The 12,670-nt window shown below is 69.3% G+C and carries 13 protein-coding genes and 2 tRNA genes; 8 read left to right on the forward strand and 7 right to left on the reverse strand.

Going from position 1 to position 12,670, the window contains the following annotated elements; all coding sequences use genetic code 11:
• Positions 1-33: 33 nt before the first annotated feature.
• The 7 genes from idi to H1W00_RS03190 are packed head-to-tail and all read left to right on the forward strand — an operon-like array spanning position 34 to position 5,700.
• Entirely contained in the window at positions 34-621 is a 588-nt protein-coding gene (idi, locus tag H1W00_RS03160; protein ID WP_181756150.1) for an isopentenyl-diphosphate Delta-isomerase, read from the forward strand.
• Entirely contained in the window at positions 618-1,670 is a 1,053-nt protein-coding gene (locus tag H1W00_RS03165; protein WP_181753526.1) for a polyprenyl synthetase family protein, read from the forward strand. The genes idi and H1W00_RS03165 overlap by 4 nt, the downstream gene beginning before the upstream one ends.
• Positions 1,667-2,569, forward strand: coding sequence for a phytoene/squalene synthase family protein (locus tag H1W00_RS03170; protein WP_181753528.1), 903 nt, complete (start codon positions 1,667-1,669; stop codon positions 2,567-2,569). Before H1W00_RS03165 ends, H1W00_RS03170 begins: the two co-directional genes overlap by 4 nt.
• The gene (gene crtI / locus H1W00_RS03175; protein ID WP_181753530.1) at positions 2,569-4,167 is read left to right on the forward strand and encodes a phytoene desaturase family protein; all 1,599 of its coding nucleotides are present in this window, start codon (positions 2,569-2,571) and stop codon (positions 4,165-4,167) included. Before H1W00_RS03170 ends, crtI begins: the two co-directional genes overlap by 1 nt.
• Complete coding sequence (locus tag H1W00_RS03180; RefSeq protein ID WP_181753532.1) at positions 4,164-4,490, forward strand: lycopene cyclase domain-containing protein; 327 nt, start codon at positions 4,164-4,166, stop codon at positions 4,488-4,490. The genes crtI and H1W00_RS03180 overlap by 4 nt, the downstream gene beginning before the upstream one ends.
• Positions 4,487-4,828, forward strand: coding sequence for a lycopene cyclase domain-containing protein (locus H1W00_RS03185; RefSeq protein ID WP_181753534.1), 342 nt, complete (start codon positions 4,487-4,489; stop codon positions 4,826-4,828). The genes H1W00_RS03180 and H1W00_RS03185 overlap by 4 nt, the downstream gene beginning before the upstream one ends.
• Positions 4,825-5,700, forward strand: coding sequence for a prenyltransferase (locus H1W00_RS03190; protein WP_181753536.1), 876 nt, complete (start codon positions 4,825-4,827; stop codon positions 5,698-5,700). Before H1W00_RS03185 ends, H1W00_RS03190 begins: the two co-directional genes overlap by 4 nt.
• On the opposite strand, the gene H1W00_RS03195 is transcribed toward H1W00_RS03190, so the two are convergent.
• The 5 genes from H1W00_RS03195 to H1W00_RS03215 form a co-directional block, all read right to left on the reverse strand.
• Positions 5,687-6,430: a glycosyltransferase gene (locus H1W00_RS03195; RefSeq protein ID WP_181753538.1), complete on the reverse strand. Its 744-nt coding sequence runs from the start codon at positions 6,428-6,430 to the stop codon at positions 5,687-5,689. The genes H1W00_RS03190 and H1W00_RS03195 overlap by 14 nt on opposite strands.
• Positions 6,427-6,978, reverse strand: a complete 552-nt coding sequence (locus tag H1W00_RS03200; RefSeq protein WP_181753540.1) for a DUF2238 domain-containing protein — start codon at positions 6,976-6,978, stop codon at positions 6,427-6,429. The genes H1W00_RS03195 and H1W00_RS03200 overlap by 4 nt, the downstream gene beginning before the upstream one ends.
• Before the next feature lie 89 nt (positions 6,979-7,067).
• Positions 7,068-7,220 carry a hypothetical protein gene (locus H1W00_RS03205; RefSeq protein ID WP_181753542.1) on the reverse strand — a complete coding sequence of 51 codons (153 nt, stop codon included), beginning with the start codon at positions 7,218-7,220 and terminating at the stop codon, positions 7,068-7,070.
• Positions 7,221-7,415: 195 nt separating this feature from the next.
• Entirely contained in the window at positions 7,416-7,982 is a 567-nt protein-coding gene (locus H1W00_RS03210) for a hypothetical protein (protein WP_181753544.1), read from the reverse strand.
• Between the two features lie 99 nt (positions 7,983-8,081).
• Positions 8,082-8,732, reverse strand: a complete 651-nt coding sequence (locus H1W00_RS03215) for an NUDIX domain-containing protein (RefSeq protein WP_181753546.1) — start codon at positions 8,730-8,732, stop codon at positions 8,082-8,084.
• Positions 8,733-9,003: 271 nt separating this feature from the next.
• On the opposite strand from H1W00_RS03215, the gene H1W00_RS03220 reads away from it, so the two are divergent.
• Entirely contained in the window at positions 9,004-12,096 is a 3,093-nt protein-coding gene (locus H1W00_RS03220) for a DEAD/DEAH box helicase (protein WP_181753547.1), read from the forward strand.
• Positions 12,097-12,279: 183 nt separating this feature from the next.
• On the opposite strand, the gene H1W00_RS03225 is transcribed toward H1W00_RS03220, so the two are convergent.
• Both H1W00_RS03225 and H1W00_RS03230 read right to left on the reverse strand, forming a co-directional pair.
• A tRNA-Ala gene (locus H1W00_RS03225) sits at positions 12,280-12,355 on the reverse strand.
• Positions 12,356-12,500: 145 nt separating this feature from the next.
• Positions 12,501-12,575: transfer RNA gene (locus tag H1W00_RS03230), tRNA-Ile, on the reverse strand.
• Positions 12,576-12,670 lie beyond the last annotated feature (95 nt).

A 12,670-nucleotide genomic window follows, 5' to 3' on the forward strand; every position in this document is an offset into this window, starting at 1 on the left:
GCCGCTGCGCCGTCCAGCGGCACGCGCTCGGGCCTGCCCGACCGGCTCCCGCACGGGGATCCCGACGACCTCGTCGTCCTGCTGGACGACGAGAGGCGCCCCATCGGCACGGCTCCCCGGCACGACGTCCACGGCCAGGACACGCCGCTGCACCTGGCGTTCTCCTGCTACCTGATCGACGGTCGCGGTCGCGTGCTGCTCACCCGGCGCGCCCTCGGAAAGCGGTCGTGGCCCGGCGTGTGGACCAACTCCTTCTGCGGCCACCCGCGGCCCGGCGAGGACCTCGTAGACGCGGTCAGCCGCCATGGCCGCGGTGAGCTCGGCCTCGAGCCCGCATCCATCCGCCCGTTCCTGCCCGACTTCGCCTACCGCGCGGTCGACGCCTCCGGAGTGGTGGAGAACGAGGTGTGCCCCGTCTTCGTCGCCCGCGCAACCGACGAGGCGCAGCCCCATCCCGACGAGGTGGAGGAGCTGCGCTGGGTCGACGTGTCCGACCTGCGCGAGACGGTGCGGATCGCGCCGTGGGCGCTGAGCCCGTGGCTGGTCGAGCAGGCTGCCGCGATCGAGGAGGCGGACGCCTGGCACGTGCTGGCGCCGGACGAGACGGAGACGAGTCCATGACCCTGCAATCGGAGCTCGACTCACTCCTGCACTCGGCCCGCGTCCCCGGCCTGAGCCGCGACCACCACGCACTGCTCACCGCCCTCGACCTCGGCAGCTCCGGCGGCAAGCGCTTCCGGCCGTGGCTCGTCACGACGGTGCACGCGGCCTTCGGCGGCGACCAGCCCGACACGGTGGTCGATGCCGTCGCCGCGGCCACCGAGCTGCTCCACACCGCCTTCGTGATCCACGACGACGTGATTGACAACGACGACACCCGCCGTGGACGGCCCAGCGTGCCGGGCCTGTTCCGCTCCGACGCCACCGAGCTGGCCAGCTCGCCGGACGACCACGACACCTACGCGCGCGCCGGCGCGATCCTCGCCGGCGACCTGGCACTGGCCGCGGCGATCCGCGCCGTGGCGACGTGCGGCGTCGACCCGGTCACCACCCACCGTCTGCTCGATCTCCTCGACGCCACGCTGCACGCCTCCGCCGCCGGCGAGCTGGCCGACGTCCGCCTGGCCCTGGGCACCGCCATGCCGAGCGCCGACGAGGCCATCGCCGTCACCGAGCACAAGACGGCCGTCTACTCGTTCGTGCTGCCGCTGCAGGCCGGTGCCGTCCTCGCAGGGGCCGACGAGTCCGCCGTGCGTGTCCTCGGCGAGATCGGCCGCTGCCTGGGCGTCGCGTTCCAGCTCCACGACGACGTGATGGCGATGTTCGGCGACCCCGAGACGACGGGCAAGGACTCGATGGGCGACCTGCGCGAGGGCAAGCGGACGCCGCTCATGGTGCACGCGTCACAGACGGCCGAGTGGGAGCGGATCGCGCCCCACCTCGGCGACCCCGACCTCACCGAGGCGGCCGCAGCCGGCGTGCGCGAGGCACTCGCGGCCTGCGGCTCGCGGGGCTACGTGGAGGACCTCGCCGACGGCCACCTGGCCCTGGCGCGCGAGCACGCCCGCACCCTCGACCTCGAGCGGTCGCTCCTGGACCCCCTCGTGGCGCAGGCTTGGCACATGGCCGCCACGACGCACGACCCCGCCGCCCGGGTCGGTGCGGCATGAGCGCACTCCACCACGATGAGCACGGCCGCTCGGGATCGACCGCCGCCACCGAGGCCTACACGCTGTACGACGACGTGGCCGAGGGTGCCGCCGCGCTCGTGATCAAGCGCTACTCCACGTCGTTCTCGCTGGCGTCACGGCTGCTGAACGAGCCCGTGCGCACGCGCGTGTGCAACATCTACGCGCTCGTGCGCGTGGCGGACGAGATCGTCGACGCCCCGCGCCCGGACGGCGACCACGACCAGCAGCTGCGCGTGCTCGACTCGCTCCATGCCGAGGTCCACGAGGCCATGCGCACCGGGCACAGCGCGAACCTCGTCGTCCACGCATTCGCGCGCACGGCGCGCGCGTGCGGGATCGGCACCGACCTGGTCGACCCGTTCTTCCAGTCGATGCGCACCGACCTCTTCCGCACCGACCACGACGAGGCCAGCTTCGCGACGTACATCTACGGCTCCGCCGAGGTCGTGGGCCTGATGTGCCTCAAGGCGTTCCTCCTCGACCAGCCCCGGCCCGAGGCGCAGTACGCCGAGCTGGCCCCCGGCGCCCAGCGTCTCGGCGCCGCCTTCCAGAAGGTGAACTTCCTGCGCGACCTCGGCGACGACCGCGACAACCTCGGCCGCAGCTACGTTCCCGGACTGGACCCGGAGCACTTCGACGTCGCGATGCGCGACCGGCTGCTCGACGACATCGACGCCGACCTCGCCGCCGCCGCGGCCGTGATCCCGCGCCTGCCCGCCGGCAGCCGCCGCGCGGTCGCCGCCGCCCACGCCCTCTTCGCAGAGCTGTCACGGCGGCTCCGCAACGCCTCGCCCGCCCGGATCCGCTCGGAGCGCATCCGCGTGCCCGGCCCGGCCAAGGCTCGGGTCGTCGCGCGCGCCGTCACGGTGGGCGTCTGATGCGCCGCGTCACCGTCATCGGCGGCGGGATCTCCGGACTCGCCACCGCGGCCCTCCTGGCCGCCGACGGCTGGTCGGTCGACCTGCTCGAGCAGCGCGACGACGTGGGCGGGCGCGCCGGCTCGTGGAGCAAGAACGGCTTCCGCTTCGACACCGGCCCCTCCTGGTACCTGATGCCCGAGGTCTTCGAGCACTTCTTCCGGCTCCTCGGGACCACTGCGGACGAGCAGCTCGACCTCGTCCGGCTCGATCCGGGCTACCGCGTGTTCTTCGAGGGCAATGAGCAGCCCGTCGACGTGCGGGCCACGCGCGCCGAGAACGTCGCCCTGTTCGACGCGATCGAGCCCGGCGCGGGCCGTCGCCTCGAGGACTACCTGGACTCGGCGGCCGACACCCACCAGATGGCGGTCGACCACTTCCTCTACACGAGCTTCGAGCGGCCGGCGAACCTCGCTCACGCCGACGTGCTGCGCCGGGCGCCGCGCCTGGCCGGACTGCTCGGCCGCTCGCTGGAGTCGCACGTCGCCGCGCGCTTCGACGACACGAGACTGCGCCAGATCCTGGGGTACCCCGCCGTGTTCCTCGGCTCGTCGCCGTCGCGCGCGCCGAGCATGTACCACCTGATGAGCGGGATGGACCTCGCCGACGGCGTGCTCTACCCGCAGGGCGGCTTCTCCACGCTGATCGACGCGATCGCCGCCCTGGCGCGCGCCCGCGGCGTGCGCATCCGCACCGGCGCCACCGTCATCGGCATCGACACCGCTTCCACGGGCCGCGCCCTGCCCACGCGGGGCGCGCGGGCGCGGGTCGAGGGGGTCACGTTCCGCACCGACGACGGGATCGAGCGGATCGATGCCGACGTCGTGGTCGGCGCGATGGACCTGCACCACCTCGAGACGCGACTGCTGCCCGAGCACCTGCAGACCTACCCGGAGTCGTGGTGGAAGCGCCGCGATCCGGGCCCGGGCGCCGTGCTGGCGTACCTCGGGGTGGAGGGCGAACTGCCCGAGCTGGCCCACCACACCATGTTCTTCACCCGGGACTGGGCCGCGAACTTCGACGACGTCCTCGGTCGGCCCGGCCGGGTGCCGGACCCTGCGTCCTCCTACGTGTGCCGTCCGTCGGCCACCGACCCATCGGTGGCTCCCGAGGGCGACGAGAACGTGTTCATCCTCGTGCCGGTGCCGGCCGACGTGAACCTGGGGCGCGGGGGCGTCGACGGGGGAGGCGATCCCGTGGTCGAGAAGACCGCGGACGCGGCCATCGGCCAGATCGCCTCGTGGGCGGGCGTGCCCGACCTGGCCTCGCGGATCAAGGTGCGGCGCACCGTGGGACCCGGTGACTTCGCCGCAGACCTGAACGCGTGGTCGGGCGGGGCTCTCGGGCCCGCCCACACCCTGCGCCAGAGTGCCTTCCTCCGCGCGCGCAACGCCTCGCGCAAGGTGGACGGGCTGCTCTACGCCGGAGCCAGCACGATCCCGGGCATCGGGCTGCCGATGTGCCTGATCAGCGCGGAGCTCGTCCTGAAGCGGCTGCGCGGCGACCGGTCGGCGGGCCCGTCACGCGAGCCACGGGCCGGCACTACGGTGGTCGCGTGAGCTGGCTCTACCTCGCCTCGGTGATCGGGGCGGGCTTCTGCATGGGACTCGTCGACCGCCGCTGGCGGCTGTTCCTCTTCCGGAAGGCCTCGAACGCGCTGGTCGTCCTGGCCGTCGGCTTCGTGTTCTTCCTGGTGTGGGACATCGTGGCGATCCGGCTCGAGGTGTACGCGCGGGGCGAGTCCCCGGCGATGACCGGGATCGAGGTGGCCCGCGAGCTGCCGCTCGAGGAGCTCTTCTTCATCGTCTTCCTCTGCTACGTCACCGGCGTGCTGCACGGGCTGTTCACGATGCTGCTCGACCGCAGGACGGTGACCCGATGACGTACCTCGGCCTCGCCGCGGTCTTCACGGCCGCCACCCTTCCCGTCCTGGCCCTCGCGGTCGTCACGCGGCGCCCCGACCGTCGCTGGTGGGCCGCCACCGGGCTCACCGCCGTGGCGCTGGCCGTCCTGACCGCGGTGTTCGACAGCGTGATGATCGCCGCCGACCTCTTCCGGTTCGACGAGTCGGCCCTGACCGGCATCCACGTGGGGCTCGCGCCGATCGAGGACTTCGCGTGGCCGCTCGCGGCCACGATCCTGGTCTCGTCGCTGTCCCTGCTGCTCTCGCGGCCGGCCCGCCACTTCGACTCCACCGTCTCGGCGCAGGACCAGGCGTGAGCCGCGCCGGCCAGGTGCTGGCGTCGTCCCGCCCGCTGTCGTGGGTCAACACGGCCTTCCCGTTCGGCGCGGCCTACCTGCTGGCAGGCGGTGGGCTCGACGTCGCGTTCTGGGTGGGCTGCGCGTACTTCTTGGTGCCCTACAACCTGCTGATGTACGGGATCAACGACGTCTTCGACTACGAGTCCGACCTGCGCAACCCGCGCAAGGGCGGGGTCGAGGGGATCGTGCTCGACCGTCGCATCCACCGGCTCACGATCTGGTCGGCGGTCCTCTCGAACGTGCCGTTCGTCGTGGTGCTGGCCGCGATGGGATCGCCACTGTCCAACCTCGTGCTGGCGGTCAGCATCTTCGCCGTCATCGCGTACTCGGCCCCGATGCTGCGGTTCAAGGAGCGCCCGTTCCTGGACTCGCTCACCTCCAGCACGCACTTCGTCAGCCCCGCCGTGTTCGGGCTGGCCCTCGCGGCCGCCCGCGGCGGCGAGGTGGAGCTCGGGGTCACGGTCGTCGCCGCCATCGCGGGCTTCTTCGCGTGGGGCATCGGTTCGCACGCGTTCGGCGCCGTCCAGGACGTCACCGCCGACCGCGCGGCCGGCATCGGCTCGATCGGCACGGTCCTCGGCGCCCGCAACACCACGCGATTCGCCTTCGCGGCCTACCTCGTGGGCGGCCTGTGCCTGCTGGCGCTGCCGTGGCCCGGATCCCTCTCCGCCCTGCTGGTGCTGCCCTACGCCGCCAACATCGCGCCGTACCTGTCGATCACCGACGAGCGGTGCGAGGAGGCGAACGCCGGCTGGCGCCGCTTCCTGTGGCTGAACTTCGTCACCGGATTCCTGGTGACGCAGCTGCTGATCTGGATCAGCCTCCGGTGACGTGGCGGGGCCGGAACCGGTCCTGCCAGCGCTTCCACGGCGGGCGCTCCGCCCAGTTGAGCCTCAGTGTGGTGACGGCGCGGTCCATCCGGCGCGCCAGCTGCTTCCGGCCCCGCACCGAGCGTCCCGAGACACCCAGCCGCAGGGCGCGGTCGTAGCGGATCACGGACTCCGGCCCGAGCGCGAAGGCGAGGTCCATGTCGTCGTGCACGTCGTCGAACCGGTGCACCCGGTCGCGCACGCGCTCCCAGCTGGTGCGGCGGATCGCCATGCTCGATCCCCACAGCGGATGGTGCCCGAGGGCCAGGTACGTCAGGACGTAGTAGGCGCCGAGGTAGGCCACCGTGGCGATGCGGCCCAGGACGGGCGGCAGGTCGTGGAACCAGCCGGCCCCGGTGACGGCATCGACCTCGGGGTCGGCCATCGCGCCGGCGACCCGCGCGATCCAGTCGGGGCCGGGCCGCGAGTCGGCGTCGAGCCGGGCGATCACGTCGCCCGTGGCCGCGTCGTAGCCGGCGGCGGCCGCCGGGGGGATGCCCAGGCGCGGCTCCACGACGACACGCGCTCCGGCGGCCGCGGCGACGGCGGCCGAGTCGTCGGTGCAGCCGTTGTCGACCACGACCACCTCGAGCGGGGCCACGGTCTGGAGCGCGAGCAGACGCAGGCACTCGCGGAGCTCGTCGGCGTCGTCGTGCACGGGGATGACGACCGAGACCGTCGGGGTGGTCACCGGCTCGGCTCCGCGGCCGACGTGCGGCTCACCACGAGCGCGGCGACCAACGCGCCGACCGCTCCGGCGGCGAGGTCGCCGATCGTGTCGTCGTAGCCCACCTGGATCCGGTCGTCGATCCAGGTGTGGCCCATCCACTCGAGGAACTCCCACACCACGGCGAGCGCGACGGCGGTGGTGATCGTGACGACGAAGGCGCCGAGCCGGGGGCGCGCGAGCCGGGGGTCGTCGTGGGTGGCGAGGGCGCCGACCTTCACGAGCACCTGCCAGGTGAGGGCCGCGATCAGCCCGGTGGCTGCGGCGTGGACGACGAGATCGAGGCCCGGGACGGCGAGGTACCAGTCGAGCTGGGCGGCCCAACCGCCGAGCAGGAGGGCGCCGCAGAAGGTGACGTCGAGGGCCGGCCCGGTGCCGACCGCGCGAGGGATGAAGAGCGCCCCGAGCACGAGGAAGAACAGTGCAAAGCCGATCCATCCCCCGTGGATCGTGGCCGCCACGACGCTGACGACACCGGCGGCGCGCAGGGCGTCCGGGACGATCAACGGCATTCGGACATCCTACTGATGCCGGTGAATTCCACGAATTACACCCGTGTGGTTCATCCACATGGCTGTGCACAGGTGGGGACAAACCCACCTCAGCGCAGGTGGGCGAACTCGTCGAGGCCGACGTCCTCCTCGGCCAGCGAGAACGAGGCCATCGCCCGACTCACCATGCCGGTCGCCAGCATCACGGCGAGGGAGACGGCGAACGCCATGCCGCACAGGAACGCGAGCGCCAGCGCAATCATGGGGTCGACCTGTCGTCCCTGGCCATGGTGCTCGCCTCCGTCGTCGTGCGTGACATTGGAGAGCGAGCAGGCCCGGGTTCCGGACGTGGAACCCGGGCCTGCCCAGGACTGCCTGCAACGGCGGGAATTACATCGCTGTCATTTCATCCACAGGTCTACCCACACCTGGGGACGAACCCGCCCTCCGCGCTGCGGTCAGACGCGACGGGTGTCGGGATCCTCGGGCGGAGCGTCCGTCAGCGCGGGGTCCCGCACGTCGGAGTCCGGGTCGCCACCGTGCTTGCCGGTGAAGACGGGCCGATCCTGCGACACCGGGTCCTGCCGGGCCGCGGCCACGTCGTCGTGGCGACCGTCGGTGAGGTCGTCACGCTGCGCGTCCGTGCGGTCGTTGCGCTGACCGTCGGTGACGTCGGGGTCGATCTCGTCGGCCTTGGCCATCCGGTGCTCGACGTGCTGCTTGGTCTCCGCGGCCTCCTGATGGAGCTCCTCGGCCTGACGCTCGAGTCGCTCGGCGTCGAGTCGCGCCTGGTCGGCGTCGGCACGGGCCGCGGCGGCACCGGCGGCGGTCTGGTTGGCGGAGACCGAGGCCTCGCGGGCCTCGTCGCGCAGGCGGGCGGCTTCGACGCGCTGCTCGCGCTCCTTCTCGAGCCGCTTCTCCTCCTTGGCCTTGTTTCCCTTCGTGAGGGCCCAGACGAGAGCGGCCACGAGCAGCAGCGCCACAACCGCGATCAGGATCCAGACCCAGGGGTCGACGTTGTCCATCAGGTTCACCTCCGCGGGTCCGGCTGCGTCGGTCGACGCTGGCGCACCGGCCCCTCCCTCCTTGGTACCGCAGTCCGGGCCCCTCCGCTCGTCGGAGAATCAGGCGAAAGGCCCGTCCAGCAACGCCCATTGCAGGAGCATGATCGCCTTGGCGTCCACGATCTCGGTGCCGATGGCCGCGCGGGCCCGGTCGATGTCCAGCTCCACGATCTCGATGTCCTCGCCCTCTGACGCGACGCCGTGCTGCGTGCCCTCGATGTCCTCCGAGCGATACGGGGCCGCGAAGAAGTGCAGGCGCTCGGTCACGGAACCGGGGCTCATGAACACGTCGAACACGTGCTGGACCGGCCCGATCTCGACGCCCGTCTCCTCGACGGTCTCGCGGCGGATCGCCGCTACGGGATCGTCCTCGTCCAGCAGGCCGGCGGCCGTCTCGAGGAGCATTCCGTCGGGGTGGCCGTTGACGTAGACCGGGAAGCGGAACTGCCGCGTCAGCAGCACCGTCCTGCGGTCCGCGTCGTACAGCAGGATCGTCGCGCCGTCGCCGCGGTCGTAGGTCTCGCGCCGCTCGGTGCGCCAGACGCCGTCGGACCCGCGACGGTCGAAGGTGGTCGCGCGAAGGACGTACCAGTCGTTCGACAGCACCTCCACGTCGCGCACGACGACGTCGGGGTTGCGGTCGAGGTCGCGGCCCGTCAGGTGCAGGCCCGTGCGGCCGCGGTGGTCAGGGGTCTCGATGCCGGGGGTCATCGCACCAGATTCGCGCATTCCCGCAAGGCATCGATCAGCAGGGTGCCGGTCTCGACATGGGTTTGGATCACTGGTCGGGCATGGTGCGTGGAATCGAGCTAGACCAGCAGCGCGCCCCAGATCCGTACTGACTGTCCGGCTACGCGAGGTCAGCGTCACCGCCGCCTATTCAGGCTGGCAGATCGACACTCTCCGCCCCGCGTGCTGACTTGAATGCAATGATCCAGACGAACTGCGTTCTCGCGCCGGCCCGATACGTAAAGCTGCACACATGACCCTCGAGCCGATCGCACCTGGCCTGCACGAATCGTTGATGACCACGGATCTCCGGGCCCGGCTCGCAGTCATGGGCGGGCTCGAAGTCGCGACCAGAGAAATCGATGAGGTCGATCTCCCCCACGTCCTCGCCCGGCACGTCTATGTCACCGCGCAACGCGCTTTCGCTGGCCGCAACACTGAGGAAGCGGTGGCACTCACCAACCACCTGATCGAAGCACTGCAGGAGTTGGGCACCGAGGTGACGGCCCCCGCGTCACAGCTTCTCCGGATCGGACCGACGCCTGGCGCTGGTGTCATTACCTACCCGGAGGTTCGCCCGCGCACGCCGCTATCCGATGCCGCCCTCATGACGAACGCGAGATCCGAGCCCAGCCTCGGACCGGAATTGCGCACCGAGATCGACACCGCTGACGACGTCGATCTCTTATGTGCATTCGTCCGCTGGGCGGGTTTACGACTTCTCGACCCTGAGCTGCGCCGGCTACGCGAGCGCGGCGGCAAACTTCGAGTGATCACCACTACGTACACAGGCTCTACCGAACGGCGTGCGCTCGACCACCTGATCCGCGAGTACGACGCTGAAGTTCGGGTGCAGTACGACGCCCAACGAACCCGACTGCATGCAAAGGCGTGGATGTTCCACCGCAACACGGGCTTCGACACCGCATACGTCGGATCCTCGAACCTCACCCACACCGCCATGCTTGAAGGCGTGGAGTGGAACGTCCGCCTGTCCCGGACTGCGACGCCCGCACTCATGGAGAAATTCAAAGCCACATTTGACACCTATTGGAACGACTCGGCGTTCGAGAGCTATCAACCCGATTGGGACGCTGATCGGCTCGATCTCGCGCTGGCCGAAGCGGGTGGACGCACCCAGAGCGGTCGCGTGACGCTTGCCCTATCCGGCCTCACGGTCACTCCGTATCCCTACCAGCAAGAGATGCTCGACGGTATAGACGCGGAGCGGAGCATCCACGATCGCCACCGGAACCTCGTCGTCGCAGCAACCGGGACCGGAAAGACTGTCGTCGCTGCCCTCGACTACCGCCGCTTCGCCTCAGCATTGTCCCGGCAGCCTTCGCTTCTCTTCGTCGCGCACCGCAAGGAAATCCTCACCCAGTCCTTGCGCACCTACCGTGAGGTGTTGGCTGACGCGAACTTCGGCGAACTCTACGTTGACGGAGCGTTCCCGAAAGACTGGAAGCACGTATTCGCCAGCGTCCAGTCGCTGAGTTCCTACGGCGTCGAGAAGCTCCCGGCTGACGCCTTCGACATCGTCGTCATCGATGAGTTCCACCACGCGGCCGCCACCACGTATCGGAAGTTGCTCGACCACCTCGCGCCGACTGAGCTGCTTGGCCTCACGGCGACCCCTGAGCGTGCGGACGGCATCAATGTCCGCGACGCATTCTTCGACGGCCGGGTCGCCACCGAACTTCGACTCTGGGACGCACTCGGTGAAGAGCTGCTGTGCCCATTCCACTACTTCGGCGTCGCGGACAACACCGACCTCAGCCAGCTCAGTTGGAAGCGCGGCACGTACGACGACCGCGAACTTTCCAACCTCTTCACGGGCAATGACGCTCGCACACAGGTCATCCTCAAGCAGTTGCACGACAAGGTCCTCGACACCGGATCGATGCGCGCACTGGGCTTCTGCGTCTCGATCGAGCACGCGCGGTACATGACGGACGCCTTCAACGAGGCTGGAATCTCCGCACGCACCGTAACCGGAAAGGCCGGGCCCGACGAACGTGCCTCAGCGCTCAGAGCTCTTCGCGATGGCAGCGTCAACGTGCTCTTCACCGTCGACCTGTTCAACGAGGGCCTGGACATCCCGGAGGTCGACACCATCCTTTTCCTCCGGCCGACCGAAAGCGCTACCGTCTTCCTGCAGCAGCTCGGCCGTGGTCTTCGGCGCACCCCCGAGAAAGCGGTGCTCACTGTGCTCGATTTCGTCGGGCATCAACACAAGCGCTTCCGCTGGGACCTCAAGCTGACTGCCCTCACTGGGCTGCCCCGCAGCAGACTCGGCGCTGCGATCGACGAGAAGTTCCCGTTCTTGCCCAGCGGCTGCCAGATCGTGATGGACAAGGAGACGCAGGCTGCCATTCTGGCAAACCTCAAGACACAGATCGGCAGTCGGTGGCGTGACCTCCTGTCCGAGCTACGCAGCATCGGCGACATCGACCTCGGGGCGTTTCTCGACGAGTCCGGAGCCGCGCTCCCCGATGTACTCAAGGCTGACCGCTCCTGGACCCGGCTCCGGCGTGACGCCGGCTTTGAGACTCGCCCGGTCGGCCCTCGTGAAGGGGAGCTCTTGAAGCGCGGACGCTCGCTGATCCATGTCGACGACCGCCCACGTGCGTTGGCTTACCGGTCGGTCCTCGACGGGGCCACCGAACCGACACTCTGGACACCGTCCGAACGTCGCCTGGCCGAGATGCTCTTCTTCTCCCTCTGGCCCAACGGCGGTGGATTCACCAGCATCGAAGAGGGGATTACCTCACTTCGGTCCGAAGGGATCGCGGCGAATGAGCTTTCAACGCTCGTAGACATCGCTTTCGACAACGCGCGACGAACGACTCTCGAGCTCTCCGGTGACCTTGGTGGCATCCCGCTGCAGGTGCACGCTCGGTACCGACGAGAAGAGGTTCTCGCGGCGCTCGGCGATGGGAGTCTCGCCAAGCCGCCCATCAACTTCCGCGAAGGCGTCCTCTGGGTACCCGACATCAACACCGACGCCCTATTTATCCAGTTGAAGAAGTCCAAAGCCGCCTTCTCTCCTACCACCATGTACCGGGACTACCCCATCAGCCCGACGCTGTTCCATTGGGAGTCTCAGAATCGCACCACCGTCGCCTCACCGACCGGCCGGCGCTACATCAACGGCAGCAGCAACGTGCTTCTCTTCGTTCGCCAGACGTCCGTCGACGAGTACGGCACGGGCGCGCCGTACCTGTTCCTCGGCCCGGCGACCTACGTCAAGCACGACGGCGAACGGCCGATTGCGGTCACGTGGAAACTGGAGACGCCGATGCCAATCGACTTCTTCACCGCATCCACGGTCGCACCAAGTTGACTTTAGGACGCCTTGTTCATCCCACCCGCGACACGCATACGCCGCAGCGTTCGACAAAGGGCGTGGAGAATGGTGCGAAGAATCGAGATAGGACAAACGACGCCGTGCCAAGATACAGCGCGTCATCTAGGACTGAGCAGACATCGTGGCAGGGATGCCGCAACAGAAGCGATCTGCATCTGTTGGTGGAGCCTAGGGGACTCGAACCCCTAACCCCCTGCTTGCAAAGCAGGTGCGCTACCAATTGCGCCAAGGCCCCGTGGTGGGAGAGCGTCAGACCGGATCGCTGTGCTGAGCCCAGGCATCGGGCTGAGCTGCGGACTTGCGGCGGTTCGCGAACCAGACGGCGCCGGCGACCGCGAGTGCCAGGGTGAGGATCTTCTTCACGTCGATTCCTCCTTCGGTGGGCCTAGATGGACTTGAACCATCGACCTCTTCCTTATCAGGGAAGCGCTCTAACCGAGCTGAGCTATAGGCCCCGGGCAGCAATAGAAGAGATTACCTCAGAGTCCCACAGGAGTTCCAATCGGGTCCGTGAGGGACGCATCCCCCGCCGCGAGTGGCGCAGAAAGGC

The organism is Aeromicrobium phoceense, assembly GCF_013868155.1.
Lineage (GTDB): Bacteria > Actinomycetota > Actinomycetes > Propionibacteriales > Nocardioidaceae > Aeromicrobium > Aeromicrobium phoceense.